Below are 25,302 nucleotides of genomic sequence, written 5' to 3' on the forward strand. Positions count from 1 at the left end.
GCCGTCGCGTCTCTGCCCGATAGCTAAGTACGCCCGCTCGTTTTGTCGAGAATGAGGCGAGAGGCGCCGGCGAGGCGGGGGAAACGGGGCGAGGCGGGCGGGCGGCTACGCATCCTTCCATTATCTTCAACCATAGTCCCCGCGCTCTGCCGAGCAAGCGGAAAGCGTGTATAAGTGCAAGAAATCCGGTCCGCGCAATTTCGCCGGCCATAAGAGTAGCAAACGCCGATGTGGCGCCCAATCATCGAAACCATCCTGCTTTTTTCTGCTCCTTTCGCGCTCTACGCCGTGTTTCACCTCGCGCAGATGCGCTGGCCGTTCGTCGCGGAATTCTGGCACAGGGGCGTTGTCTCCACCTTGACCATCGCCGGACTGCTCGCGGCCGTGGGCGGCATGCTGCTGCTCGCGCTCGGTCCGCGCCACCAGGGAGCCTATATTCCGGCGCATGTGGAAAACGGCCGCCTCGTGCCGGGCCGGTTCGAATGAGCGACGCCGCCCGAATTCTCGACGACCCCAGGCTCATCAGGCTCTTCGCCGCTCTGGAGGCGACCGGCTGCGAGGCGCGCGTCGTCGGCGGAGCCGTGCGCGACGCCCTGCTCGGATTGGCGCCTCACGAGATCGACGTCGCGACCACCGCCCTGCCCGATTCCGTCATGGCCGCCGCGCGGCGGGCGTGCCTGAAATTCGCGCCCACCGGCCTCGCCCATGGAACCGTGACGATCGTGGTCGAGGGGACGCCATACGAAGTCACGACGCTGCGCCATGACGTCGAAACCTATGGGCGCGCCGCCAAGGTGCGCTTTGGCGCCGATTTCGAGGAAGACGCGCTGCGTCGGGATTTCACCGTCAATGCGCTCTCGCTTTCGCCGGACGGGCGCCTCTACGACTACACCGGAGGCGTCGCCGACCTCGAGCGGCGCAGAATCCGCTTCATCGGCGACCCGCAAAAGCGCATCGCCGAGGATTATTTGCGCATTTTGCGCTTCTTTCGCTTCCATGCCTCCATCGGCGAGGGCCCACTCGACGCGGAGGGCTTTCACGCCGCCGTCGGCGCGCGCGAAAATTTGAGTCTCCTGTCGCGCGAGCGCATTCGGGCCGAGCTCGTGAAATTCATGGCGACGAGGCGCGCGGTCGAGACCGCGCGGGAGATGTCCCATGCCGGCTTCACTGAAGTCCTGTTCGGCATGGCCTATCCGGCCCGGCTGGAGCGCTTCGTCGATTTCGAGAGGGCCTGCGGGCGGTCCCCGGACTCCATAGCCCGGCTTTCGGCTTTTACGGTTCTGGTGAGAGAAGACGCCGATCGCCTGCGCGATCGCCTGCGGCTCTCCAACGGCGAATATGCGCGCGTTTCGGTTCATGCGCGGGCGATGGAAAGCCTGCACGGGAAGAAGGAAATCTTCTCGACGCAGGAGCTCAACGAGATGCTCTTCTCGTACGGCCGCGCCGCCGCCCTGGATATTCTGGGGTTGCTGCACGCGGGCGACCTCGCTGCCGCCGAGGACGATCGCTGGCGCGCCGCCGCCGATTTTCTGAGCGACGCCGAGCCTCCGGCTTTTCCGGTCAAAGGGGCCGACCTCATCGCTCTCGGCGTTCCTCCCGGCGAAACGCTGGGCGCGGCGCTCAAGCGCCTGCAGGCGAAATGGATCAGGGCCGGCTTTCCCCGAGAGCCGCACAAGGTCAGGCAAATGCTGGAAGAGGTCGCAAAAAGAACCGATTAGGGCTGTTTCCACGCGAACCGGGAAAAGACTTCCGCGTTAACAATTCTTTCAAGACCGAGCCGCATGTTGCGACTCCCCTTATGGTGAAAAAAAAGTTAGGCTCCGTATGCGAGAGCCTGCCTGTGGAGGCGTGTATGGGCGTGCGAACGAGGGAACCGGGCGACATTGCGAAACGCATCGCTCAGAGAGCGCGCCTCGCGAGTCCTACCGGCCGCAACGACGGATGGCGCCGGGAAACCTTCACCCTGGCGAGAGGCGACGCCCGCGAGAAGGCGCGCGAATGGTTCGAGCTCTATCCCAAGGCGGCCTATATGACGGAGATCGAGTTCTGGCGCGAGCTCGAGGACGGGCGTATCGAGTTCACGATTCGAAGGCTGCCGAGCGCGGATTGATGAGTGTGGCGCCCATACCCTCCCCGTCGAGGGCTAAGGAAGCCACATACACACCTTCATAAGGTTGTATTACAAAGGAGGAAACTCCCGGACTCATGGTCTGAGACTGTGCACTAAAAAATTTGGTCTACATTGAATACGCCGGCTTGGTAGACCTGTGAGAACACTTTCCATGCCTGACCTGGAGGGCACACGCCGATGACAAACATCCCAGTCGTTGCGGCATATTTGTAGCCTGGCCCAGACGCTGAGCTAGAGGTCGAGCCCGACAGCTGAGCGCCGTAGACGTAAAAGTCTCCGGCCCCATCGCCAGGAGCGGAGAAATTGGCCGCGGCGACGCCCGTTACCCTGCCGAGCAGTTGCTTGGCGAGCGTCTCGCCGTCGCCGACCTCCCTGACCTTTCCGTAAGCCTCTTGCGCTATCGGATCCATAGCGTTGGCGCCACTCGGCATGATATGCGCGGCGTAGATCGTTCCCCCGTGCATTTGTTTGTGGCAGAACGCGCAACCGCTAAATTGGGTCGTCAGCATAATCTCTGAGCCGGTCAACTCGATCGGCGCAATATTGGCGAACGAGCCGGCCGTCTTGACGTTTGTTCGGCCGGGAACTTCATCCCAGACGACGCCGGGAAGCATGACGACGGAGATAGGCCTGCCGGCTCCCGACGAGGTCGCATCCTGGAACTTGAAAGTTTCTGTCGTGTATTCAAAGCCAAACCTCACCGTAATTATATTAGTATGTCCCGTAGGCATCGTAGCTGCTCCGTAAATATGTATTTTGTTATTATTAAGAAATTTACTTGGATCATTTTTTAGCTGGGCCAGCGCGGCATCAAGGTGCCTGTTGTCGCCGTACCTTTGAGATGCGGCGATTGTGATATGGTATATAAGCTTATTTAGTTTATCAGCGGCGTCTGTCGATGATAGGCTCTTCACATCTTCAAGCTTTGACATGCAAAAAGCCGAGCTGCCGCGCTGCTTCATAATGGCAAGCAGCAGCAGCGCACGCTTATCGGCTCTTTCTGCCTTTTGATGGGCGGGCGGAGATGGGAAGCTGGCGAATGAGAATTTGTCAGAATATTCAGATAATACCTGAGAGCTTAAAAGTGTATAATTTGTTTGTTCATTCAAATACTTTCGAACATTGGTTTTATCAGTTGTGTCGGTAATTTTGCTGCAGATATGGTTAACAATATCATTAAGCCGAGTGAGCGGGTCTTTGTTGGCGAACTTGGTCATTTTCGGTCCCTCCAGCCCTGGCGGTTTCGGCGTTGCCGCCCTTGTGGGGGGCCGGCTTTGGTTGTTTCATCGCCTGTTTAAACCCGGGCTTTGGCCCCGCGTGTGGGAACTCTCACACTGTCGATCGCGCCCACACAGGCGTGGCGTGTCGAGGAGCGTGACCGTGATCCTGAGTGCGATTGTCGAGAAGCGGAAAAGCGAGCAAAGGATGATTTCAAGGTATGCGAGTGTGGCGCAATAAATGGCTAGGCTCGCAGGGGGGTGGCCGGTTCCTCGTTAAGAGGAATTGCTCGCACGCTGCTTCGGACTCCAGAGGATTAAAGAAAACGAGCCATCGGGTCGGATGGCGCTATTCCAGAGCGTTGCGCGGAGCAGCGTTTTGCCGAGTTCCATAACGCGCGTTCCCCGCGAATCCCAAAAGGGTCGTCGATGGACTGCGGCGACGCCTCCGAACACCGAATTCAGGGAGGAGATCCTTGGCAGACTCGATAAGAGTGGGGCTGATGCGTAGTTCGTGCGGATGAATCTGCGTGGCTGGTCCCGCAAAGAGAGCAGCTAGAATGAGCAATGAATCGCGCTCGTTATTGGTCAGCATGATAGCTACTGTGATGGGGGCATGGTTTGTCAGCGGCATGCGCTTTCCAGATGCGCCTATCCATCGATGTTCGCCGACAGCTCATTACCTCTATGCCGATCACCCGAATGGCTATTGCGGTAAGTTGGGGCAGTCACGAACCGAAAGAGACTTTCACATCTTTCAAGTTTGGGAGAAGGGCCAGAATTTTATCTGGCCATGCGGAATGCTCGCGCTTGCTCTTCTGATGAGCAAAAGGTGACCGAATTGATGGTCCGCTTGGCAGTGACGCCGCCCCCTACTCCGGCAGCGCGTCGGGGATCTCTGCGAGGATTTTGCGCCCTTGGAGTCGATTGGCGCTCGGCCAATCTGCCATCATACGTCAGTCGCTTCTCGGCAACGCCCGGATCTCGATCGTGCCGCCACTCTCATAGTGAGGGTTGCCTTGCAGAAAGGTCTTGGCGTCCTCGATATCCGACGCTTCGACCCGCAAGTAGCCAATCAAATGATCCGTGATCGGGAGTCGTCGATCGTCTTTACGCACGCACATTCCGGTCTCGATTGCGCTGCCGCCCTGGAAGCGGCCCGAGGCGCGGAGACGATCGAGATAGGCTTCCCAGTCTCCAATGGCGTCCGTAGCGTCATTGTGCATGAACAGTATAAATTCGGACATGACGGCTCCTGCTTTTTTTCTTCGCGCAAAACGAAGCGCCGCGCGAGAATCTGAGCGCTCCACCCCCTACTCCGGCAGCACGTCGGGGGTCTGCCAGGAGAGATGCTGGCCGCTGTCGACGGCGATCATCTGGCCGGTGACGTTGCGGGCGTTGGCGAGATAGATCACCGCATCGACCACGGCGGAGAGTTCCGTCGGCCGTTGCAAGGGCACGCCGGCGACTTCGGCCTCAAAGCCCTTTTCTCCAAAAAAGGCGTTGGGCAGCACCGGGCCCGGTCCCACCGCATTGACCCGGATGCTGGGCGCGAAGGCCTGGGCCATGGTGCGCGTCGCGGTCCACAGCGCGGATTTCGTCAAAGTATAGGTGAAATAGCGCGGCGTGAGGCGCCAAACGCGCTGGTCGATCATGTTCACTATGGCGCCCTCGACGCCGGCCGGGAGACGCTTTGCAAATCGCTGGGCGAGGAGGAGCGGCGCACGCAGATTGACCGCCATCTGGCGCTCATAGACCTCGAGCGAGAAATCGTCCGCGCTGTCCAGTTCGAATACGGAGGCGTTGTTCACCAGCAGCGTGAGCGGCCCGAAAGGCTCTTCCGCTTTTTCGATCAATAACGCGGTCTCGGCGGCGTCCGATAGATCCGCGCCGATCGCGGCGGCTCTGGCCCCGAGATCCTCGAGCGCCTGCGCCGCGAGCTGCGCCTCGGGCAAAGAGCGCTTCGAGGCGTGGATCACCACGGGCCGCCCGGCGCGGGCGAGGCCGTGCGCAATGGCGAGGCCGATCCGCCGCGCGGCGCCCGTGACCAGGACGGGACCCTTAGCCTCGATCATCTGGAAGAACCTCCGTACGGAAAAGTCGAGTTCCTCGATATTGACGATTTATTAGCCAATATCAACCGAAAGGGAAAGGTGTTTTTCTGTGTTATAAATGATTTAGACAAGTAAATAGTGGCACAGATCTGTAGCTGCCAAAAAGGTGACATAATTCTCCCGGTAAGCTTTCCAGACTCATACTTTTCAGCGCTGGAACGATACCTTCCTGGAAAGGTCTTGTTAAGATGAATGATTTTAATTCGATTCAACGAGCCGCGGGCCAAAACGCGGCTCGCCATGAGTTTTCTGGCCTCGCGAGAGCGGCGGGGCGCGTGTGCGGAGTAGAGTAAATGAGACTGTCCCATCTTGCGACCCTGCTCGCGCCCCTCGCGATTGCGGCGACGCCCGCGCTCGCGGCGGATCTGCCGCGCCGTTCCGGGCCGTCGCCGGAAGATTACTATTCCCCCGCCCCCGTCTCTAATTGGCAGGGGTTCTACGTCGGCATCAACGGCGGCCTCGGCTTCGCCTCTTTCGGGAGCGGCAGCGACACGCTGGTCGGCAGCGCCACGGGCGGGCTCATCGGCGCCACCGCCGGCTTCAATTTCGTGCCCGCGCCCAATCTTGTGGTCGGCGTCGAAGGCGATTTTGACTTCGCCGGCATCAAGACGTCCGGCGCGCCTTATTACGGCGTTTATCGCGACGGCAGCGCCAACGATATTCTCACCGTGCGCGCGCGCGTCGGCTACACTTTCGATCGCGCGATGGTTTATCTCACCGGGGGCTTTGCGGGCAGCAACAACACCGTCTCCGTTTCGAACATCTGGACCAGATTCGCCGGCCAGCAATCCACATTCCAGACCGGATGGGCGCTGGGCGCCGGCATCGAATATATGCTGACAAGCAATCTTTCGGCCAAGGCCGAATATATTTTCACCTCGGTCGGTTCCTCGCACGACTTCTTCAATCTCTCCTTTGCGTCGCTGCAGACCAATGTGGACAATTCGCTGGTCAGAGTGGGCGTGAACTACCATTTCTAGAGCGCTTTCCGACCGGACGGAATCGTCTGGTCGATGAGAAATCGTTCCGTTTTCAAAAGGCTGGAGCAAAGTCTTATCGAAAAAGTCTATCAACTTTTTCGGGTTTTGCTCTAACAGCGCGCCCCGTGCTCGAATGGAAATCGTTCGAGCGCGGGCTGCCCCCTGTCACGCCGATGCAGGAAGCGACACTTTGAAGGTCGCGCCGCCGCCGCTCGTCTCCTCGACCCAGATGCGGCCCTGGAGCTTGCCGATGAGCTCCCTCGCTATGGCGAGCCCGAGACCCGTGCCCGGCTTGCGTTCGTCCTTGCGCCAGAAAGGCTCGAAAATCATCTCCCGATCGCTTTTGGCGACGCCGGCGCCGTGGTCGATCACTTCCACCGACGCGTCGGCGTTGATGCGGACGACGACGGCGCCGCCGGGCGGTTCTTCGCGGACCGCATTGCCGATCAGATTCATGACCACGCTCTCGATCGCCCAAGGATATGCGCGAACCGTGACGGGGCTGGGCGGCGCCTCGTAGGAAAGCTGTCTGCCGTGGCTCACGGCGATCGGGCTGTAATCGGCGACAGCCTGCATCACCACCTCGCCCAGATCGACATAAGGCGCCTTCTGTTTGGAGGCCTGCTCCTCGATTTGCGCCAGCACGAGAAGCTGTTCGAGCAGGGTTTGCACGCGCTGCAGATCGCGCTTGAGCTCGCGTTTGACGTCTTCCACCGGAGCCTGTCCGAGCTTTTCGATGCGTGTGCGCAGGATAGCGACCGGAGTGCGGAGCTCGTGAGCGGAATTCGCCAGGAACCGTTGCTGCCGCGCGACGCCGGCGTCGACCCGCGCGAGGGCGGCGTTGACCGCGGCGACGAATGGCGCGACCTCGGAAGGCAGATTATCGGTCGGCAGACGCTGATCCAGCGTGTCGAGATCGACCTGCGACAGCGACGCAGCGCATTTTCGCAGAGGCTCCAGCCCCCTTTTCACGACGAGATGCACGATGACCGAAGAGAGGCCGAATAGCGCGAGATAGACCGCAAAAACGACCGGTCCCCAGTTTTCCATCGTGACGGTGTAGAGATCGCTCCAACGGAACTCGGCGCCATATACGATGAGGGTGAGAACGCCGGCAGGGGTATTTCCGGCGCGGATCCCGCCCCTCGAGTCGGGATCAGGGTCCGACGCGAGATGAAACATTGATGTGAGCGTCTCGATCGTTTTCAGCTGGCCTTTGAATTCGGCGACAAGCGCGGGAGAGGAGCCGGCAATGAATTCGTCGCGTTCCGGATCGAAGGCCGCATAGCGAAATTTGGGGTTTTCCGTTGCGTAGTCGCGCAAGGCGTCCGTGGTCTCGATATATTTGGAGCCGTCGGGCGCGCGGCGCACCGCGTCGGCGAGGATTGCGCGCGCGCTCCTGGTCGCGGCGCCCTGGAGCCTCACATTGGCGGGGTCGGCCAGTCCCGACGCCATGAGAGGCAGCACGATGACGACCGGATAGGTGAGGAGCACGATCATCGTGCCGAGGCTCCAGTAAAGGAGCGTTCTGGCGGTCAGGGATTTCATTCTCGACATCTCAGGCGCCCGCCAGAAGATAGCCGACGCCGCGCACGGTGTGGATCTCGACGCCGGCCCGGCTTTCGCAGAGGCGTTGACGCAGGCGGGACACGGACATCTTCAGCGCGTCCGGCTGCACATTCTCGTTGATCCCATAAATATCGGCCATGAGCGTCTCATGCTTCACCGCCCGGCCGGCGCTCCGCATCAGGGATTCCAGCAGGAGCGCCTCGCGCTTCGATATGGCGAAAGGCTCGCCGCGGACGAGCGCCTCGCGCCGGCCGAAGTCGAAGGACAGATCGCCCAGCGTCGCCGGCGGCATGGGCTGGCCGCCCGGGCGTCGCAGGGCCGCCCTGATGCGCGCCAGCAGCTCGTCCGTGTCGAAAGGCTTGCTCAGATAGTCGTCGGCGCCGGCGTCGAGACCGTTCACCCTGTCGTTGATCGATCGCAACGCCGTGACCAGCAGGACGCGAATGTTCGGGTTCGCCGCCCGAGCCTCCGGCAAGATCGTTAGTCCGTCGCCGTCGGGCAGCATCCGGTCGAGCAGGACCAGGGGATATTCATACCCTCGCAGCGCCTCGCGCGCTTCGCCGAGCGAGCCGACGCTGTCGGCGACATAACCCGAGCGCTCGAGGCGATCGGCGAGCAGCGCCGACATTTCCTGCTGATCCTCGACGATCAAAATTCGAACCACGCCGCATCCCTCCGCCGCCGAACGGAACTCATGGCAAAGGCCATAGCCGGCCATCTGTCGGGAGGCATTCCGCGCGCGCCTTTTTTCCCTTCCCGAGGGCTATGAAGCCATTTGTCCTCTGCCGCAACGGTCATGATGTTTCACGAATTGTTGCAGATCTGCAACAGTCCACCGAATTAATGGCCGGGAAAATCGCTTTCGAGAAGTGGTTACGTTTTCGTTACCTTGGCCTTGATAGTCCCTATAGGGTCGGAACCCATTCTCAGGACTAGCTAATTGTCGCGGTCGAAGACGATATCGTCGCTCCTTGCGCTGCTGCAGTGCGTCGCCCTCGGGCTCGCTCTGCTGGCGGCGAGCGCCGGACCGCGTCAGGCCGCCGCCTCAGCGGCGCGTTTCGACGCGGCGCACGACTGCGTTTCGACCTCGGGCCAGAACAGCGGCGATCGCGGAAAGTGCGGGCGCGACCTGTGCTGCCTTCTGTGCTGTTCGTCCCGCGCCGCCGCCCATGTCGAATTCATCGCCATATTGGGCGCGCAACTCCGGCTGACACCGCCGCATGAGCGGACAGCCGTCGCGTGGAGCGACAGGCGCCGTTACGCAGAACCAGCCCCCGGCTGGGCGAGTTCCTGGTCCTCGCGCGGACCGCCATCCTTGTCCTGAAGCTGATTGCGCGGACAGCAGATCCGCGCCCTCGCCTTTTTGCTTCGGGCGGCGCGCCTCGTCGCGCCAAAGGATGACCCATGTCTCGTATCGCCTTCCTGCGCGGCGTTTCCGCCGGCGCGCTTCTGTGCTCTTTCCTTCCGTCTTTCGTTTCGGCGCAGGAAGCCCTGCCTGCCATCGACGTCGGAGTCGATCGATCCGGCGACGCAAATCCATCTAGCGGGGCGCCGGCCCCGACTTCGGCTCTGGGAAGCAATCCCGGCGGTCGCATCACCGGCTATAGCGCGACCAACGCGACTTCGGCGCTGAAGATGGACACGCCCATCATGCAGACGCCTGCCAATGTGCAGACCGTGACCCGGCAAACCATGGACGATCAACAGGTCGTCAGCGTGAGGGACGCGCTCCTGACGGATGTCAGCGGCGTCCTGATGACGCCGAATTTCGCCGCCGAGACCTACAAGATCCGCGGCTTCACCAATTACGGCAATTCCTACAAGAACGGTCTTTTCGAATATCGGATGCTGAATCTCGACACGACGAATTTGCAGTCGATCGAGGTATTGAAAGGCCCGGCGGCGATGCTCTATGGGCGCGCCGAACCCGGCGGAATTCTCGATCTCATCACCAAACGTCCGCTGGATACGCCTTATTACTCCATTCAGGAGCAGGCTGGCACTTACGGCTTCACCCGCACGACTGTCGACATGACCGGACCGGTCACCCAGGACAAGCAGCTTCTCTATCGTTTCAACGGCGAATTTTTCAGCACCGGGAGCTATGAGGATTATCCCCATAACCAGAACTATTTTCTCGCGCCGAGCTTCACCTGGCGTCCAAACGAGCGGTTCACGGCGAATCTCGACGTGGAGATGCAGCGCTACATCTGGACGGGCGATTTCGCATCGCTTCCGTCGATCGGCGGCTATCCGGCGCCTATCCCGATTTCGCGCTATCTCAGCCTGCCGCAAGTTACGGTCAACGACCCGCGGGACTATGTCAAAAGGCGCATCGCCTATGACTGGACCTATCGGTTCGACGACAATTGGAGCCTGACCAACCGGGGCGCCTATTCCATGTTCTGGATGGGCGGGCTGAATACCTACGCGAGCGCGATCGATCAGAAGACGGGCTACCTCAGCCTCGGGATGAACAATTATTCGATCGCCGGCGCCTTCCACGATTATGATTTTTCGACCAATCTGGACCTGAAAGGAAAATTCTCGACCGGCTTTCTGTCGCATTCGGTCTTGCTCGGCCTCGACCATATGAGCGAGCACGAGCCGCCTTTTGCGTCATTGAGCAGCACTCAGAAGCCAATATATATATATGATCCCCATTACAGTTACGCTTTGCCGATCAATATATATGGGTCGCCGGTTTACAGCACGCAAAGTCTGAGCTGGCAGGGCGTATACGCTCTCGACAATATTTCCATGCTCGACGACAAGGTGCATGTCCTGCTCGGAGGACGCGAGGACTGGGCCTCGACGAGCGTAAACAAGTTGAGCTCCACCACCTGGGCGCCGAAGGTCAACCCGCTATACTCCAGCTATTGGGCGATGCAGGTCAGCCATCACAGCGATTATAACCAGGCCTTCAGTCCCAAGGTTGGTTTCGTCCTTCAACCATACCCCTGGCTGTCGTTCTTCGGCGACTGGTCGCGCTCCTTCGGCCTCAACAACACCCCCTCCCCGGCTTCGCCCAACCCGAGCGCGGGCCTGCCGCCGCAAAAGGGCGATCAGAAGGAGATGGGGGTGAAAATGGAGCTGTTCGACAGCCGGCTTCTGCTGACCTTCGCCTATTTCGACATCTACAAGAGCAACATCTCCACCCCGGCTCCGACTCCGACCAACCCGAGCAATTCTGTGATGACCGGCCTCGCGCGCAGCCAGGGCGTCGAATTCGACATGACGGGAAAGCTGACCGAGAATTTGAGCGCCATCGTGAACTACACCCACGACGACGTGCGTACGATGCAGGGCGCGCTCTCTTACGATCCACGCACCCTGCTCACGACGCAGCTGGCGGTCGCCGGCACGGTCCTGCCGGCAAGCCCCAAAAACTACGGAAACGTCTGGCTAAAATATGACATGGACGAATTGTTGGGCGTGAATCTGCGGGGCCTGAGCGTCGGGGGCGGCGTATCCGTCGTGCAAAGCTCGCTCGGCGACAACGCCAACACTTTCACCCTGCCCGGCTATGCGCTGCTCAACGGCATGATCGCCTACACGACGAAAATCGGCGACAGCCGGGTGACCGCCCAGTTGAACATCAAGAACATCACCAACGCGACCTATTACCTTTCTTCCAGCGGTCCAACAGCGATCCAGACCGGAACGCCGAGAACGATCCTCGGCTCTCTCCGCGTCGAATTCTGACCGTCTCTACTTTCCCGAAAAATTCGAAGCAACGAGGTGAAAGATGCGCGTTTCACTAATCGCTATCATATCGACGCTCGCCGCCCTTTCCGGGACGAGCCTCGCCGCCGCGGGCGCAAAGCAACAGCCTGTTGCGATCAATTTTGCGCTCGTGGCGGACGGCAAGCAGGTCGGCTGCGGCGCGCCGCTCGCAAATCTCGGCTCGGGACATCTCGACGCCAAGCTGCACGACGCCCGGTTCTATGTCTCCGACGTAAAGCTCATCGACAAGAAAGGCGAGCGCGCGCCGATCGCGCTGGCCCAGAACGATTGGCAATACGCCGATCTCGCCCTGCTCGACTTCAAGGATGCGCGCGGAGGCAACTCCCCTTGCAGCCAGAGCAATCCCGCCAAGAACACGGTCCTGACCGGGAGCGTTCCCGCGGGCGCCTATGTCGGCGTCGAATTCACCGTCGGCGTTCCGGTCGAAAGCCGGGTCGACGGCAAGACCGTCGCGTTGAACCATTCCAGTTACGAGACCGCGCCGGCGCCGCTCGACATCGCCACGATGGCGTGGAACTGGCAGGGAGGACGCAAATTTCTGCTCATCGAGGTCGATCCGCCCGCCGCAGTCGCCAAGAGCGACGGCTCCAAAGCCAGAACCTGGATGGTCCATCTCGGCTCCAACAGCTGCAAGGGCAATCCCGCGACCGGCGAGATCGTCGCCTGCGCCCATCAGAACCGTTTCGTGGTCACTCTGGATCATTTCGACGCGAAAACGCAGCAGGTCGATCTGGACCTGACGACGCTGTTCAGGGACAGCGACATCAGCGTGGACAAGGGCGGCGCGGTCGGCTGTATGACCGGGCTCGACGATCCCGAATGCCCGGCGATCTTCAAGGCGATGGGCCTCAATCTCACCGACACGGCGCCCGGCGCCAATGACGCCGGCCTCCAGACCAAAGCCGGCGTCTCGTCGATCTTCAGCGCCGGCCCGATCGCCGCTCTCGTGGGAGCGAAGAAATGACCCGCGCGCGCTTGCTTCTCATCGCGGCGCTCGGGATAGCCGCGGCGCCCTCGGCGGTCGCGGAAGAGCCCAAGCCCTCGGACTGGACCTGGAACCTGCCCTCGTATGTCCCGCCGCCGCGCGTTCCCGCCGACAATCCGATGTCTGAGGCGAAATTTCAGCTCGGCCGGCGGCTGTTCTACGACAAGCGCCTCTCCGGCAACGGAACTCTCGCCTGCAGCTCGTGCCATTTGCAGGAGCGCGCCTTCACCGACGGGCGCATGACCGGCACGGGCTCCACAGGCGAGAACACGCCGCGCAACCCGCCGTCGATCGTGAACTCCGCCTGGCACGGGACTTACACCTGGGCCAATCCGGCGCTGGTGACGCTTGAAAGCCAGATGGGAAACCCGCTGTTTGGCGAGCGGCCGATCGAGATGGGGGTGAACGACAAGAACAAGGCCGAGATCGTCGCGCGTTTTCGTGCAGACGCGGACTACGCCAAACGGTTCAGGGAAGCCTTTCCCGAAAAGGCCGATCCCGTCAGTTTCGAGACCATCGTCAAGGCGATCGCCGCCTTCCAGCGCGGCGTCATATCGTTCGACAGCCGCTACGATCAGTATCTGCAAGGCAGGATCAAGCTGACCGAGCAGGAGCAGCGCGGGCACGATCTCTATTTTGGGGAGAAGGCCGAGTGCCATCACTGTCATGGCAGCGTAAATCTCGACGACCAGTTCGTCCATGCGAAGACGCGAGAGGCGGAGACGCCCTTCCACAACACCGGGCTCTACGACACCGACGGCAAGGGCGCCTATCCTTATCCCAATCGTGGCCTCTTCGACATTACGGGCGATCCCGAGGACATGGGCAAGTTTCGCGCGCCCAGCCTGCGCAACATCGCCGTGACCGCGCCCTATATGCATGACGGAACGGTGGCGACGCTGGAAGAAGTCGTCGACATCTATTCACGCGGCGGGCGCAAGATCGAGACGGGCCCAAGCGCCGGCGACGGCGCGGCCAGCCCGCTGAAAAGCAGCCTGATCGTCAAGATCGACATGACGCCGCAGGAAAAGGCCGATCTTCTCGCCTTTTTGAGGACGCTGACGGACGAGACATTGCTGACCTCGCCCCGATACTCCGATCCCTGGAAAGAGGCGTCCCGCCCCGAAAAGGCCGCTCCGTAACGCGAGGCCGCCGGTAGCGTCGTCGCGTCTGCGGATCGGTCGCCGGCGGCCCGCAGACGCCTCGATGCGCCGGCCGAGAATTCGCGCGAATTGATCCGCGCCCGGCGCATGGAATCTTAAACCTTTATCCCCACCATCGCTTGCGTTTGGAGGCGGCGGATGAAGAGATTGCGTTTTTCGGCATTTGCTTTTTTCATGGGACTCTCGGCGTTCTCGTGCCGAATTTCTCGATCTTCTCGTGGCCGCTTGGGCTGCTGACCTTCGGCATTTTCAGACGCCTTCGAAGGGCCGGCCTATCTCGCCGCAGCACGAGACTTGGAGAGATCGAGCGGTGGAACTTCGCGCGCTTCACGCGAAGTCGGCTTCCTGCAGAACTCGACGGCCTGCGGGGGGGCGCGTTTATGGGATGAATATCGCGAAAAAGGCGGTCAGCCGGCTCATGCGACAACCCGACATCAGGCGCATCCGGCGAGTCGGCTTTATTTGTAGCGATGGCGACAACGGTCTGCGTAGGCGGAGGCATGGATGGATACGACGGCATCGAATCCGCAGGGCGGCGCAGCGACTGGCGCCCAAGCGAGCCCGGTTTCGAAGATAGCGCAGCAATTGCAGGCGCTGAAGGCGTCCAAAGAGGGTTTGAGCTCGGCGGAAGCCGCCACGCGCCTCACGCAATACGGCCCCAATACGATCGAAGAAAAAAGCGAGAGCAAATGGCATAAGCTGCTCGCCTATTTCTGGGGGCCGTTGCCTTTTCTGATCGAGGCCGCCGCCGTCATATCGGCGCTGCGCCGGGATTGGCCCGATTTCGGAGTCGTCACCGGTCTTTTGGCCTATAATGCGGTCGTCGGCTTCTGGCAGGACAACAAGGCCGCCAATGCGCTCGCCGCCCTCAAGAAGGGCCTCGCGCCCCACGCCAGGGTTTTGCGGGACGCAAACTGGGTTTCGATCGAGGCCGCCGGCCTCGCGCCCGGAGACATCGTAAGCGTCGCCGCCGGCCAGATCGTCCCGGCCGACATCATCCTGATCGAAGGCGATTATTTGAGCTGCGACCAGGCGGCGCTGACCGGCGAGTCGCTTCCGGTTTCCAAGAAGATCGGCGACGACGCCTATGCCGGCAGCATCGCCAAGCAGGGTTCGATGACCGGGCTGGTCACCGCGACCGGCGCCCAGACCTTCTTCGGGCGCACCGCCAAGCTCATCGGCGCCGCCGGCGCGGCGTCGCATTCGCAGCGGGCCGTGACCCAGGTCGGCGACTTTCTGCTGGTGCTCGCCTTCCTGCTGGGTCTCATTCTGGTCGTGGCGCAGGGCTATCGCGAGGTCGTGGCCCCGCACGACTGGGATTGGTCGCGCATCGGCGGCATCCTGCAATATGTGCTGGTGCTGCTGATCGCGTCGATCCCCGTGGCCTTGCCGGCGGTCATGTCGGTGACCATGGCGATCGGGGCCTATGCGCTCTCCCTGCACAAGGCGATCGTCGCCAAGCTGTCGGCGATCGAGGAACTCGCCGGCGTCGACGTTTTGTGCAGCGACAAGACCGGCACGCTCACCCAGAACAAACTTACCGTCGAGAAGCCGATACCCTTCGGCGCTTCCACGCCGGAGGATGTCCTGTTCTGCGCCGCGCTCGCCACCCAGCGCAGCAGCGAGGACGCGATAGACCTGGCGGTTCTCGCCGCGCTCAAAACGCCGGCCTCGCTCGACGGCCTCGTGCAGAAGGAATTCAGCCCCTTCGATCCCGTCACCAAGAGAACGCTCGCCACTGTCGTCGACCGCAGCGGCGCGGTTCGCCATTACGCCAAGGGCGCGCCCCAGGCGATTTCGGCGCTGGCCGCGCCGGACGAGCAAACCCTGAAGCGGTATCAGGGCGAGGTGGCGGAACTCGCCGCCAAGGGCGAGCGCGCTCTGGGCGTCGCGCGCTCGGACGATGGCGCGCATTGGGTAATCGTGGGCCTGATCTCGCTGATGGACCCTCCCCGCCCCGACGCCGCGGCGACCATCGCCGAGGCGCAGAAGCTCGGGCTCAACGTCAAGATGGTGACCGGCGACGACGTGGCGATCGGCAATCAGATCGCCGGCCGGCTGGGCCTCGGCGCCCATCTTCTCGTCGCCGGCGACGTTTTTCCGGAGGGCGCGAAGGCCGAGGCGTTGCCGCGCTCCGTGCTGGAGGCGGTGGAGCGGGCCGACGGGTTCGGCCGCGTGTTTCCCGAGCACAAATATGAGATCGTGAAGGCGCTTCAGGCCGCCGGACATATCGTGGCCATGACCGGCGACGGCGTCAACGACGCGCCGGCGCTCAAGCAGGCCGACTGCGGCATCGCGGTGAGCGGGGCGACCGACGCCGCCCGCGGCGCCGCGGCGCTCATTCTGACGGCGCCGGGCCTCTCCACCATCATCAACGCCATTCGCGTGTCGCGGCAGATTTTCGAGCGTATCGAAAGCTACATCTATTATCGCATCGCGATGACGCTCGACATCATGGTCACGGTCGTCGCCTCCATTGTGCTGCTCGATTTCCAGCCCGTCACCGCCATCATGATCGTGGCGCTGGCGCTGCTCGACGACATCCCGATCATGACGATCGCCTATGACAACGCGCCCGACGCGCCGAAGCCGGTGCGCTGGAACATGCCCCGCATCTTCACTTTCGCCTCGCTGATGGGAACGCTCTCCCTGGCGCAAACCTTCGGACTGCTGCTGATCGGCACGCGCTGGCTGATCGATGCGCATCTGCAGGCGATCATGCCGCTCGATCCCAACCAGCTGCAGACAGTGGTTTTCCTGCAACTCGCGGTCGGGGGGCATCTTCTGCTCTTCTCCGTGAGAACCAAGAGCCTGCTGATTTTCCCGGCTTATCCCAGTCCCAAGCTGTTCTGGGCCATAGTGGCGACCCAGATCGTCGCCGTGCTGCTGTGCCTTTTCGGCTTCGGCGTGGAAGCCATTCCGGGTCGCGCGATTGCGGGCGTCTGGGCCTACTGCCTGATCTGGCTGGTCCTCGCCGATCTGGTGAAGCTCGCCTATTGGCGGCATGTCGATCGACATGAGCGCGCGATGCTTACGCGTCGCGCCAATCTCGCAGCTTAACAAAAGCACTCATTCGAATGTGGGAGGCGAAGATGGATTTCGGCAAGCGCTTTCGCGTCCGGCCCGGAACGGAGTTCGAACTCGACTCTGTCGATCCGGGCTTTCATGGGCCGCACGCGAACGATGTGGAAGCGGCGGAGAGCCTGAAGCAAAACCTCGATCGCATCACCAAGCTTCAGCGCATGCTTTACGCCGAGAAAAAGCACGCGTTGCTGATCGTGCTGCAGGGCATCGACGGCGCGGGCAAGGACGGCGCCTGCTGGCATGTGATGAGCGCGATGGACCCGCAGGGCGTCCATGTAACGGGCTTCAAGCAGCCGACCGCGGAAGAACGCGAGCATGATTTCCTGTGGCGCGTGCATCCGCACGCGCCGAGGCGCGGGGAAGCTGCGATCTTCAACCGCTCCCATTACGAGGATGTCCTGACGGTTCGCGTCCACAAGCTCGTCCCCAAGGAAATCTGGAAGCCGCGCTACGATTTCATCAATGATTGGGAGAGGATGCTCGCGGTCGAGAACAATACCGTCATTCTCAAGTTTTTCCTCTATATTTCAAAGGAGGAGCAGCTCGAAAGGTTCAAGACGCGCCTCGACGATCCCGCCCATCAATGGAAGATCAGCGAAAGCGATTACACAGAGCGCAACTATTGGGACGATTACATCAAGGCTTTCGAGGCGATGCTGTCGCGCTGCTCGGCGGACCATGCGCCCTGGTTCGTGATTCCCTCGAACCACAAATGGTTCCGCAACCTCGCGCTGTCCCAGATCATCGCCGACACGCTGGAGGAAATGCATCTGCAGATGCCCAAGCCCAGCGTCGACCTCGATGAGATTCGGCGGCTCTATCATCAGTCCGTCGAGGCCGAGAAGCGCAGCGCAGGGGCCTGACGCGCTGAGACAACGGCCCCAAGCCCGTCACCCATGCCCTTTCCCCGCGCGCGGGCAGAGGGTTAGGGTGACGGGCTTGGGACAAAAGACAAAGGGGATCACCCGAGCGCCGGAATATTGACTTCGGCGCCTTTTTTGGTCGCGGCGAGCGCTTCGTGCAGCGTCGGGAAAATCCAGCGCTCTCCGACCGCCGCCGTCACGCCGTGGCGATCCATGTCCGATCGCAGATAGCTGCTGACGCGCCCGAAAGCGATTTGCACGCCGCTGGCGCTCAGATCCTCGAGCAGGCTCCGGATCGAGGCCGCGGCGGAATAATCGAGATCGGTGACGGCGCCGGCGTCGATGACGAACCAGCGGATCTTCGTCGGAGCATGGTCGAGAAGCGCCCTGACCTCGGTCACGAAGCGTTCCTCATTGGCGTAGAAGAGATCGGCGCCGAAGCGATAGACGATCAATCCCGGTTCGGTCTCTATGCCGGGCTTTGCGGGCGCCGGGGCCCAGCGGCCGGTCTCGCTCGGCGCGAGCACCTGCGTATGCGGGTTGTAGCTGTGCTTCACATGCCGGATGAGCGACAGGCCGATGGCGAGGAGGATGCCCTCCTCGACCCCGATGAACACCACGGCCGCCGCGGTGAAGATCGCGAGATAGAATTCGCCGCGGCTTTCGGCCAGAATGGAGCGCAGCGCCTTGGCGTCGATCATGCCGATCGCGATCGTGAAGACGATGCTGGCCAGCACGCAGCGCGGCAGATATTGCAGCGGTTCGGTCAGAAACATCAGGACCAGTGCGACGACGGCGGCGAAAGCGAGCTGCGTGATCTGGCTGCGCGCGCCGGCGCTTTCGGCCATGGCTGTCTGGGTCGGGCTGCCGTTGACCACGAAAGCGCCGCTGAGCGCTGCGGCGGCGTTGGCGGCGGAGAGCCCGAGGATGTCAGCATTCTCGTCGACGACTTCTCGATGGCGCACGGCGTAGACCCTGGCCGTCGCGGCGCTCTGGGCGATGATCATGACGAAGCATGACGCGGCGACCGGCAGCAGCGCCAGAATCTGCGTGAAAGACGCCTCAGGAAAGGCGATCGACGGCAGGCCTCCGGGCACGGGGCCTATGACGGCGATCCGGGCTTCGAGATGGAGCTTGGCGCTCGCCGCGATCATGCCGACGACGGCGACGAGCGCGACGGGGAATCGGGGGGCGAAACGGCGCCCCAACAGGATCGCGCTGACGACCAGCAGCGAGAGCCCGCTGGTTTCGAGCTCGAACTGTCGGGCGTTTTCAAAGAGCTCCCCGACTTTGCGGTAGGTGAGGTTCGCGGGGGTCTCGATGCCGAGCATATCGCCGATCATGGCGACGCCGACCTGAAAGCCGACGCCGGTCAGAAATCCGACCAGGACCGTCCGCGAAAGGAAATTGGCCAGAAAGCCGAGCTTGAACAGCCGGGCGAGCAGCAGGAGCCCTGCGGTCAGCAGCGCCACCACGGCGACGAGCCCGACATATTCGGGACTCCCCGGCTCCGCCATATTGGAGAGCGAGCTCGAGAAGATGGCGGCCGTCGCCGAATCCGCCGCCACCACCAGATGGCGGGAAGAGCCGAAGATCGCGAAAGCGACGAGAGGCAACAGGACGGTGTAAAGACCGGTGACCACGGGCATCGCCGCGATGCGCGTATAGCCGAGCACCTGGGGAATGTTCATCGACGCGAGCGTTACGCCCGCGAGCAGGTCCCTGCCCGCCTCGCGGGGTTTGAACGGCAGCAGGCCGCCGAAGAGGCTCAAGCGCATGAGTCTGATTGTTCCTGTTCCGTTTTGACGGGATTGCGAGCATGACGGCGTACCGCAAATAAATCAACAAACCGCCCATTGATCTCCGATAGCGGTCGAATTGGAAGAACAGAGCTAAATTCGCAGGCCCCTGTTACAAAACGACCTGCTCCGGCGTAAGCGGTTCAGGAGGAATTCCAGCATGGCCGAAGAAACCGAATTTTCGACCGATCAATTACCGCAGGCGGAGCGTTTCGATCTGTGGCGGGAGACCTACCGCACCCTGGGGCTCAATTGCGAGCCTCTCGGCGAGACGGCGTCGTTCCAGGCGAAACTCACGCACAAGGCGAAGTGGCCGCTCCAGAGCTTCCATATCAAGACCGGCGTCGCCTCGGTGTTCCGCACGCAAAGGGAGATCGCCGATCGTTCCTGGAACGCCTACATGATCCACTACGAACAGGGCGAAGGCGGCCTGACCGCCTTCAGCCGGCGGGAGTTTCCGACCCGGCGTGGAACCCTCGTCGTCGCGGATTCCGATCAGCTCTACAGATCCGACCGCAGGTCTTGCTATCACAAATATGCGATCGCGATCCCCAAGGCGATGCTCGACCGCTATCTGCCGATCGCTTCCGATCCGCTGGCCAGATTGCTGCCCGCCCAGAATGGGGTTGCAGGGTTGGCCGCAGGCTATATCGCCTCTCTCGCCCGCGAGTGGGACAACATTGATGACGCCGCCATGGGGTCGGTGGCCGAGGCGCTGGCCCAATTGATTTCGGTGACTTGCGGCGCGCGCGCGGAAGAATACCAGGACGCGGTGCGCGCCGGGCGGCTCGTCCAGGCCAAGCGGTACATCGAGCAGCGCCTGACCGATCCGTCGCTCTCGCCGGCCCTTGCGGCGTCGGAACTGCGCATCTCGGTGCGCGTGCTTCATGCCGCGTTCGAACCTTCCGGAACCACCTTCGCCGCCTATGTCCGTCGACGCCGGCTTGAGGAATGCCGGGTGGCTCTGCTGGCTCATCCGTCGCGGCCGGTGACCGAAATCGCCTTCGCCTTCGGCTTCAACAGTCTTTCGAGTTTTTATCGCGCCTTTCAGTCTGAATTCGGCGCCTCGCCCGGCGATCTGCGCAACACCCTGCAACAGGGTTCGAACGCCGGCGATCTCGCACTAACCGGGATCAAATAGAGCGCCCAAACGGAGGCTCGGCTGCCGCGCTCATGAAATAACCCTTCCGCTTCGCCGACTTGGCGCATTTCCCTCGATTCGGGCGAGGCGCCTGAGGGAAGGCTCATTCATGAAGGTGCTACCGATGAAGATTATTGGCTTCGCCAGCGCGCTGGCGATCACGCTGGCGGCCGGCTCCGGGCGCGCCGCCGATCTCCCGTCCCACAAGGCTCCGCCTCCAGCCTATGCGCCGCCTTCTTTCGTGTGGACCGGTTGCCACGCCGGCATCAATGCGGGCGGCGGCTGGGGTCAGACCCAATGGAAGGACACTTTCGGCAATTCGGCGCTGCTACAAGGAGATTTCGACGGAAACAACGCCGGCAATACGGCGGCGACCGACCAGTCGGGCGGCGTCATCGGCGGGCAGATCGGCTGCGACTATCAGTTCTCCGGGGGCTGGGTGCTCGGCGTCGAAGCCAAATTCTCCGGCGCGACGATCAGCTCCACCAATGTCGATCAGTTCAATCAGAACTGGTCGCTGCGCAACAACACCGATTGGTTCGGCACGGTCACGGGCCGCGTCGGCTATGCGCCTATCGATCCCCTGCTGATCTATGGACGCGCCGGCTTCGCCTACGCCGACAACAAGGCAGCTATCACCAACGCAGGCTTCCTGATCGGCTCGGGCGCGTTGCAGACCCGCACCGGCTGGACCGCGGGCGGCGGCTTCGAATGGGCTTTCGCGCCCAATTGGTCGGTGTTCCTCGAGGGCAATTACCATAACCTCGGGGGCCAGGACGACTATTTTCCCGGCAATGCGGCGGGAGCGCAAAATCCTTTCGGCGCGCATACGCGGCAGACCTTCGAGACCCTCACGGTGGGCGCGAATTACCGCGTGAATTTCTTCGGCCCTGCCCCGGTCGCCGCTCGCTACTGATTTGATTTCCGCGAGATCGCCGCGCGCGATCCGCGGAAACAATCCATCTGGCGCCGGCGAACGAGATTCCGCTGCAAAAAGAGGGGCGTTTGAAGTCCGGATCATTGATCCGGCTCGGATCGTTATGTAATAAAAATAATGTCTGCTGATTATCAGGTTTATTCCGAAAACGACGAACCCGAGGCGCCTTTTCATGAAAGCGGCAGTAGTTTTTTTGTGTCTGATAGGGATTTCTCAACCGGCTCTCGCCCAATCGCTCTTTGATGGCTTTGGCGGCGCGCAAAATTCCGCGCAGCCGGCTCCGAGAGCGGCCAATCGGGAAGAACAGAAATGGAAGCAGTTGGTTGCTCAGCAGGTACGGGAACGGACTCCACGATTATACTTAGGAGACGGAGAGGTAACTGCCAATTTTTACGTCAACTCCGCTGGGCGTGTTACCGACTTCAGACTCCTAAAGTATCAGAGTAAAGCTCAAGCGCTCGTTGTTATGGCCGCGATATCATCGCTCAGATTGCCGCCGCCGCCGCCATCATTGAGGGACGGTTGCTGGTTTCAACAGTGGTATCACTTCCATTGAGCAGTGGGGCATTCGGCATCGGACGCGAGGCTGTGAACTGAAACTCGTGTGGTTCCTGGAATCAATTCCGCACACATTGAACCGGCGCGCGAGGGCGGCCTGCTCGCCGCCATGCGCCTAGAGCGCGTTCGGTTTAAACTCAGTCGAACGCGCTCCAAATCTCATTGACGGAGCACGTTCTTTTCCAAAAACCGCTTTGCACTTTTTGGGAACATGCTCTAGTGGCGGCAAGGGCATTGACGCCGGCGCGAAACTGCAATCGGATGAGCCGCGCCCCCACAGGGGCGATTTTCCGCCTCGGCGCCGAAGACCTCGCGCCCCACAGCGGGCGGGCTCCCCGGGAGATGGCCTTGTGCAAGACCAGCTGACTTTATTCGTGACCACGTTCACGACCCTGCTCGCGATCATCAATCCCTTCGAGGTGTTGCCGGTCTTCCTGAAGCTGTTGCAGGGAAAGGATGCGGCCGAGCATCGGCGCGTCGCCCTCGATTCCTGCCTCTATGCAACCGGCCTCTGTTTGTTCTTCCTGGTCTTCGGCACGTTGCTGCTGAGATTGTTCGGCGTGCCCTTGAGCATGATCCGCATCGCCGGCGGCATAGTGCTGATGCGGATCGGCTTCGATCTGTTTTCGCCGCCGCCGGCGGGGCAAGGAGCCGGCGCCGCCGCCGACGCGGAAGAGGATTCGAATTTCGCCTTCATGCCGCTGGCGATGCCGCTGATGTTCGGTCCCGGCGCGATCGCGACGATCCTGGGCATGGCGGCGAGCGTCAGACATTCCGGCAATGAGATAGGTTCATTTCTCGCGATTATCGTCGCCATCCTCGCGACCATGACGGTGACCTTCCTTTGCCTGATCTTTGCGGGGAGCCTCGCGCATCGCCTCGGCGCCATGGGCATCGACGCGATCACCCGCATCGTCGGATTTTTCGTCTCGGCCATGGGCGTCGGACTCATTTTCAATGGAATTATCGAAGCCTTGCAGACCCATGGGCTGACCATGCTGCACTGACCCCCGGAAAAAGGTCAGGCGCCGGACCTTTCGGCACATATGCGCCGCAAGATCGGCCCCTATACTCTTCTCGGCCGACCGATGTCGGCCGTTCTTCAAAAACAGGAGTGCAAAATGGGCATTCTGGATTTTCTTTCAAAGAAAGGCTCTGCCGCGCCGGCTCCGGCAGGCGCCAGCGAAACCGCCCCTGCCCCCGCGGAGGCCCTGAAAGCCGAGATCGCCAAACTCGGGTTCGACGCCTCCAAGATCACTGTGGCGGTCGACGGCTCCACGGTCACGCTCAGCGGCTCGGCGCCGACCACGGCGGACGCTGAAAAGATCGCTCTCGCCGTCGGCAACACGCAGGGCGTCGCCAAAGTCGTCAATAATATTGCTGCGGCGAGCGCCCAGGCGGGCTCTGGCTTCTATACGGTGAAGTCAGGCGACAGCCTGTGGAAGATCGCCGAGGCCGTCTACGGCCACGGACATGGGGCCAAATATCAGGAGATATTCGAGGCCAACAAGCCGCTGCTGAAAGACCCCGATCATATCTATCCGGGCCAGGTGCTGCGCATTCCGACCGCCTCGGACGGAACGGCGCCGCAAGCCGCCGCCGCGCCGCCGGCGTCCAGCGACGACATCGTCTGGAAGGCGCCGACCACCTGATCCGGGCTCTCTCCCCTCGCCCTTCAAGGCCTTCAGGGCGAGGGATTCGGGAGAGGCGCCCAACGGCTCGCGCTTGCCTCTATGCTCGGGGGCGATAATTGGGACTCGCAGAAAGAGCGGGAATTCCCATGATCGAGACCAGGCGTTTTTTTCTCCTCGGCGCGATCGTCGCCGTGCTGCTGTTCGCCGACACGGCGGCGTCCCGATCCGCGACCATGATCTACGACGATCAACCGGTCTTTGTGCGTCCCCCTCCTCGCGCGGCCAGCCATGGGCGCGAGTGTCCGACCTGCTACAAGGGCTATGATTTCGGCAGTGGTTGCTTCCAATATGTTTGGGACGGGTTCCACAACATCTGGAGCAATGTCTGCCTTTGGGGATGGCATTAGAGCGCGTTCGGTTTAAACACAGTCGAACGCGCTCCAAATCTCATTGACGGGCCTATCCCCTCGTCGCCTCGAAAGCCGGCGTCGCACGGCTGAAAGCCTCGAGCCAGGCGACCAGTTTGGGATATTTCGCACGCCAGGCGCCCTCGAAGCGCAAATCGAGATAGCCGAGGGCGGTTGCGACGGCGATATGCCCGATATTGACCGGGCCCGCCGGCGGCTCGGCTTCGAGCGTTGCGAGCCCGCGATCGATCTTGCCCTGTTGCAGCTCCAGCGAGGGGGCGTGGCGCATCGGCTCCGGCCGGGCGGTCTGCTCGTAGCGGACCAGCAGCGCGGCGTCGTTGATTCCATCGCCCAGCGCCTGCAGCCGCAAGGCCGGAAACCGCAGCGCCGGATCGGACGGGAACAGTTTTCCGCCGCCTGCGAGCCAATCGAGATATTCGGCGATGACGCGGCTGTCGTAGAGCGACGAGCCGTCCTCCAGCGCCAAAGCCGGTATTTTGCCCAAGGGATTCTGCACGCGTATGCTGTCCGAGGGATCGGAAAGGTCGACGCCGGCGATTTCGATGCGGTTCGTCAGTCCCAAAATATCCGCGGCGATCCGAATCTTGCGCGCATAGGGCGAGGCCGGAGAATAACGGAGGATAAGCATGTGCGAGTTCCCTGAACGAGGCTGTCGCTTATAGCAACAGGTCTCCTGTTTGGGGAAGATTGACTCGAAACGCGCGCGATTCAGGTAGATCGGTCAAAGGGAAACACGCCGATGAAAAGCCAGCAGTTGAAATTTCACAAGCCCGAGCGCGATCAGAAGTCGCTCTATGCGGCGATCGTCGGATTGCTGATCGCTCTCTACGGCCTCAATATGAAAGACGAAATGGTGGGCAATGTCGTGGCCCTGTTCGGCGCCGCCTGCGCCGTCGTCAGCATCGCCTATTGGATATTCCGGCCCCGGCACGGCCTGGGCGGGTGACACCCT

Annotated in this window: 24 protein-coding genes; 17 read left to right on the forward strand and 7 right to left on the reverse strand. The window is 61.7% G+C overall.

Annotation, left to right across the window (positions count from 1 at the left end):
- Positions 1–228 precede the first annotated feature (228 nt).
- The 3 genes from H2LOC_RS04615 (at position 229) to H2LOC_RS04625 (ending at position 2,110) form a co-directional block, all read left to right on the forward strand.
- Positions 229–486 (forward strand): DUF6111 family protein, encoded by a 258-nt coding sequence (locus H2LOC_RS04615; protein WP_136495316.1) that lies wholly within the window; start codon positions 229–231, stop codon positions 484–486.
- A complete protein-coding gene (locus H2LOC_RS04620) occupies positions 483–1,718 on the forward strand; it encodes a CCA tRNA nucleotidyltransferase (RefSeq protein ID WP_136495317.1) in 1,236 nt (411 codons plus the stop codon). The genes H2LOC_RS04615 and H2LOC_RS04620 overlap by 4 nt, the downstream gene beginning before the upstream one ends.
- 134 nt (positions 1,719–1,852) lie before the next feature.
- Entirely contained in the window at positions 1,853–2,110 is a 258-nt protein-coding gene (locus H2LOC_RS04625; protein WP_136495318.1) for a hypothetical protein, read from the forward strand.
- Between the two features lie 113 nt (positions 2,111–2,223).
- Here H2LOC_RS04625 and H2LOC_RS04630 read toward each other — a convergent pair whose 3' ends face one another.
- Positions 2,224–3,348, reverse strand: coding sequence for a hypothetical protein (locus tag H2LOC_RS04630; protein WP_136495319.1), 1,125 nt, complete (start codon positions 3,346–3,348; stop codon positions 2,224–2,226).
- Between the two features lie 560 nt (positions 3,349–3,908).
- Here H2LOC_RS04630 and H2LOC_RS04635 point away from each other — a divergent pair.
- A complete protein-coding gene (locus H2LOC_RS04635) occupies positions 3,909–4,184 on the forward strand; it encodes a hypothetical protein (RefSeq protein WP_136495320.1) in 276 nt (91 codons plus the stop codon).
- A gap of 120 nt (positions 4,185–4,304) precedes the next feature.
- Here the strand turns inward: H2LOC_RS04635 and H2LOC_RS04640 are convergent, their stop codons facing one another.
- Together H2LOC_RS04640 and H2LOC_RS04645 are read right to left on the reverse strand one after the other, a co-directional pair.
- Positions 4,305–4,595, reverse strand: a complete 291-nt coding sequence (locus tag H2LOC_RS04640) for a YciI family protein (RefSeq protein ID WP_136495321.1) — start codon at positions 4,593–4,595, stop codon at positions 4,305–4,307.
- Between the two features lie 66 nt (positions 4,596–4,661).
- Entirely contained in the window at positions 4,662–5,423 is a 762-nt protein-coding gene (locus tag H2LOC_RS04645; RefSeq protein ID WP_136495322.1) for an SDR family oxidoreductase, read from the reverse strand.
- 332 nt (positions 5,424–5,755) lie between these two features.
- Here H2LOC_RS04645 and H2LOC_RS04650 point away from each other — a divergent pair, with 332 nt between their 5' ends.
- The gene (locus H2LOC_RS04650; RefSeq protein ID WP_136495323.1) at positions 5,756–6,442 is read left to right on the forward strand and encodes an outer membrane protein; all 687 of its coding nucleotides are present in this window, start codon (positions 5,756–5,758) and stop codon (positions 6,440–6,442) included.
- A 165-nt stretch (positions 6,443–6,607) separates the two neighbouring features.
- Here H2LOC_RS04650 and H2LOC_RS04655 read toward each other — a convergent pair whose 3' ends face one another.
- The gene (locus H2LOC_RS04655; protein WP_246206984.1) at positions 6,608–7,990 is read right to left on the reverse strand and encodes a sensor histidine kinase; all 1,383 of its coding nucleotides are present in this window, start codon (positions 7,988–7,990) and stop codon (positions 6,608–6,610) included.
- 10 nt (positions 7,991–8,000) lie between these two features.
- A complete protein-coding gene (locus H2LOC_RS04660) occupies positions 8,001–8,675 on the reverse strand; it encodes a response regulator transcription factor (RefSeq protein ID WP_246206985.1) in 675 nt (224 codons plus the stop codon).
- 276 nt (positions 8,676–8,951) lie between these two features.
- On the opposite strand from H2LOC_RS04660, the gene H2LOC_RS04665 reads away from it, so the two are divergent.
- From H2LOC_RS04665 to H2LOC_RS04690, 6 genes are all read left to right on the forward strand, one after another.
- Positions 8,952–9,335 carry a hypothetical protein gene (locus H2LOC_RS04665; RefSeq protein ID WP_136495326.1) on the forward strand — a complete coding sequence of 128 codons (384 nt, stop codon included), beginning with the start codon at positions 8,952–8,954 and terminating at the stop codon, positions 9,333–9,335.
- A gap of 80 nt (positions 9,336–9,415) precedes the next feature.
- The gene (locus H2LOC_RS04670; RefSeq protein ID WP_136495327.1) at positions 9,416–11,716 is read left to right on the forward strand and encodes a TonB-dependent siderophore receptor; all 2,301 of its coding nucleotides are present in this window, start codon (positions 9,416–9,418) and stop codon (positions 11,714–11,716) included.
- 43 nt (positions 11,717–11,759) lie between these two features.
- Entirely contained in the window at positions 11,760–12,722 is a 963-nt protein-coding gene (locus H2LOC_RS04675) for an MbnP family copper-binding protein (RefSeq protein ID WP_136495328.1), read from the forward strand.
- Positions 12,719–13,885 (forward strand): methanobactin export MATE transporter MbnM, encoded by a 1,167-nt coding sequence (locus tag H2LOC_RS04680; protein WP_136495329.1) that lies wholly within the window; start codon positions 12,719–12,721, stop codon positions 13,883–13,885. Before H2LOC_RS04675 ends, H2LOC_RS04680 begins: the two co-directional genes overlap by 4 nt.
- Before the next feature lie 525 nt (positions 13,886–14,410).
- Positions 14,411–16,966, forward strand: coding sequence for a plasma-membrane proton-efflux P-type ATPase (locus H2LOC_RS04685; protein ID WP_136495330.1), 2,556 nt, complete (start codon positions 14,411–14,413; stop codon positions 16,964–16,966).
- Between the two features lie 32 nt (positions 16,967–16,998).
- Positions 16,999–17,853 (forward strand): polyphosphate kinase 2 family protein, encoded by an 855-nt coding sequence (locus H2LOC_RS04690; protein ID WP_136495331.1) that lies wholly within the window; start codon positions 16,999–17,001, stop codon positions 17,851–17,853.
- Positions 17,854–17,951: 98 nt separating this feature from the next.
- On the opposite strand, the gene H2LOC_RS04695 is transcribed toward H2LOC_RS04690, so the two are convergent.
- On the reverse strand, positions 17,952–19,631 hold the full coding sequence (locus H2LOC_RS04695) for a SulP family inorganic anion transporter (protein WP_136495332.1): 1,680 nt from the start codon (positions 19,629–19,631) through the stop codon (positions 17,952–17,954).
- Between the two features lie 181 nt (positions 19,632–19,812).
- Between H2LOC_RS04695 and H2LOC_RS04700 the strand changes: the two genes are divergently transcribed.
- The 5 genes from H2LOC_RS04700 (at position 19,813) to H2LOC_RS04720 (ending at position 24,329) form a co-directional block, all read left to right on the forward strand.
- Entirely contained in the window at positions 19,813–20,793 is a 981-nt protein-coding gene (locus tag H2LOC_RS04700) for a helix-turn-helix domain-containing protein (protein ID WP_136495333.1), read from the forward strand.
- 109 nt (positions 20,794–20,902) lie between these two features.
- Positions 20,903–21,709: an outer membrane protein gene (locus H2LOC_RS04705; RefSeq protein WP_136495334.1), complete on the forward strand. Its 807-nt coding sequence runs from the start codon at positions 20,903–20,905 to the stop codon at positions 21,707–21,709.
- A 929-nt stretch (positions 21,710–22,638) separates the two neighbouring features.
- Positions 22,639–23,295: a MarC family protein gene (locus H2LOC_RS04710; protein ID WP_136495335.1), complete on the forward strand. Its 657-nt coding sequence runs from the start codon at positions 22,639–22,641 to the stop codon at positions 23,293–23,295.
- A 114-nt stretch (positions 23,296–23,409) separates the two neighbouring features.
- Complete coding sequence (gene lysM / locus H2LOC_RS04715; protein WP_136495336.1) at positions 23,410–23,940, forward strand: peptidoglycan-binding protein LysM; 531 nt, start codon at positions 23,410–23,412, stop codon at positions 23,938–23,940.
- 128 nt (positions 23,941–24,068) lie between these two features.
- Positions 24,069–24,329 (forward strand): hypothetical protein, encoded by a 261-nt coding sequence (locus H2LOC_RS04720; RefSeq protein ID WP_136495337.1) that lies wholly within the window; start codon positions 24,069–24,071, stop codon positions 24,327–24,329.
- A gap of 52 nt (positions 24,330–24,381) precedes the next feature.
- Here the strand turns inward: H2LOC_RS04720 and H2LOC_RS04725 are convergent, their stop codons facing one another.
- Positions 24,382–24,978, reverse strand: coding sequence for a glutathione S-transferase family protein (locus H2LOC_RS04725; protein ID WP_136495338.1), 597 nt, complete (start codon positions 24,976–24,978; stop codon positions 24,382–24,384).
- Positions 24,979–25,089: 111 nt separating this feature from the next.
- On the opposite strand from H2LOC_RS04725, the gene H2LOC_RS04730 reads away from it, so the two are divergent.
- Positions 25,090–25,296 carry a hypothetical protein gene (locus H2LOC_RS04730; protein WP_136495339.1) on the forward strand — a complete coding sequence of 69 codons (207 nt, stop codon included), beginning with the start codon at positions 25,090–25,092 and terminating at the stop codon, positions 25,294–25,296.
- Positions 25,297–25,302 lie beyond the last annotated feature (6 nt).

The sequence above is a fragment of the Methylocystis heyeri genome (genome assembly GCF_004802635.2).
In the GTDB taxonomy this organism is placed as follows: Bacteria; Pseudomonadota; Alphaproteobacteria; order Rhizobiales; family Beijerinckiaceae; genus Methylocystis; species Methylocystis heyeri.

What these genes read in the sequence shown, in the direction of transcription:
- H2LOC_RS04695 (WP_136495332.1), bottom strand. Translation starts at nt 19,631, where the DNA reads ATGCGCTTGAGCCTCTTCGGCGGCCTGCTGCCGTTCAAACCCCGCGAG.
- H2LOC_RS04630 (WP_136495319.1), bottom strand. Translation starts at nt 3,348, where the DNA reads ATGACCAAGTTCGCCAACAAAGACCCGCTCACTCGGCTTAATGATATT.
- H2LOC_RS04625 (WP_136495318.1), top strand. Translation starts at nt 1,853, where the DNA reads ATGGGCGTGCGAACGAGGGAACCGGGCGACATTGCGAAACGCATCGCT.
- lysM (WP_136495336.1), top strand. Translation starts at nt 23,410, where the DNA reads ATGGGCATTCTGGATTTTCTTTCAAAGAAAGGCTCTGCCGCGCCGGCT.
- H2LOC_RS04730 (WP_136495339.1), top strand. Translation starts at nt 25,090, where the DNA reads ATGAAAAGCCAGCAGTTGAAATTTCACAAGCCCGAGCGCGATCAGAAG.
- H2LOC_RS04680 (WP_136495329.1), top strand. Translation starts at nt 12,719, where the DNA reads ATGACCCGCGCGCGCTTGCTTCTCATCGCGGCGCTCGGGATAGCCGCG.
- H2LOC_RS04645 (WP_136495322.1), bottom strand. Translation starts at nt 5,423, where the DNA reads ATGATCGAGGCTAAGGGTCCCGTCCTGGTCACGGGCGCCGCGCGGCGG.
- H2LOC_RS04725 (WP_136495338.1), bottom strand. Translation starts at nt 24,978, where the DNA reads ATGCTTATCCTCCGTTATTCTCCGGCCTCGCCCTATGCGCGCAAGATT.
- H2LOC_RS04690 (WP_136495331.1), top strand. Translation starts at nt 16,999, where the DNA reads ATGGATTTCGGCAAGCGCTTTCGCGTCCGGCCCGGAACGGAGTTCGAA.
- H2LOC_RS04655 (WP_246206984.1), bottom strand. Translation starts at nt 7,990, where the DNA reads ATGAAATCCCTGACCGCCAGAACGCTCCTTTACTGGAGCCTCGGCACG.
- H2LOC_RS04675 (WP_136495328.1), top strand. Translation starts at nt 11,760, where the DNA reads ATGCGCGTTTCACTAATCGCTATCATATCGACGCTCGCCGCCCTTTCC.
- H2LOC_RS04670 (WP_136495327.1), top strand. Translation starts at nt 9,416, where the DNA reads ATGTCTCGTATCGCCTTCCTGCGCGGCGTTTCCGCCGGCGCGCTTCTG.
- H2LOC_RS04635 (WP_136495320.1), top strand. Translation starts at nt 3,909, where the DNA reads ATGAGCAATGAATCGCGCTCGTTATTGGTCAGCATGATAGCTACTGTG.
- H2LOC_RS04640 (WP_136495321.1), bottom strand. Translation starts at nt 4,595, where the DNA reads ATGTCCGAATTTATACTGTTCATGCACAATGACGCTACGGACGCCATT.
- H2LOC_RS04615 (WP_136495316.1), top strand. Translation starts at nt 229, where the DNA reads ATGTGGCGCCCAATCATCGAAACCATCCTGCTTTTTTCTGCTCCTTTC.
- H2LOC_RS04620 (WP_136495317.1), top strand. Translation starts at nt 483, where the DNA reads ATGAGCGACGCCGCCCGAATTCTCGACGACCCCAGGCTCATCAGGCTC.
- H2LOC_RS04650 (WP_136495323.1), top strand. Translation starts at nt 5,756, where the DNA reads ATGAGACTGTCCCATCTTGCGACCCTGCTCGCGCCCCTCGCGATTGCG.
- H2LOC_RS04700 (WP_136495333.1), top strand. Translation starts at nt 19,813, where the DNA reads ATGGCCGAAGAAACCGAATTTTCGACCGATCAATTACCGCAGGCGGAG.
- H2LOC_RS04685 (WP_136495330.1), top strand. Translation starts at nt 14,411, where the DNA reads ATGGATACGACGGCATCGAATCCGCAGGGCGGCGCAGCGACTGGCGCC.
- H2LOC_RS04720 (WP_136495337.1), top strand. Translation starts at nt 24,069, where the DNA reads ATGATCGAGACCAGGCGTTTTTTTCTCCTCGGCGCGATCGTCGCCGTG.
- H2LOC_RS04705 (WP_136495334.1), top strand. Translation starts at nt 20,903, where the DNA reads ATGAAGGTGCTACCGATGAAGATTATTGGCTTCGCCAGCGCGCTGGCG.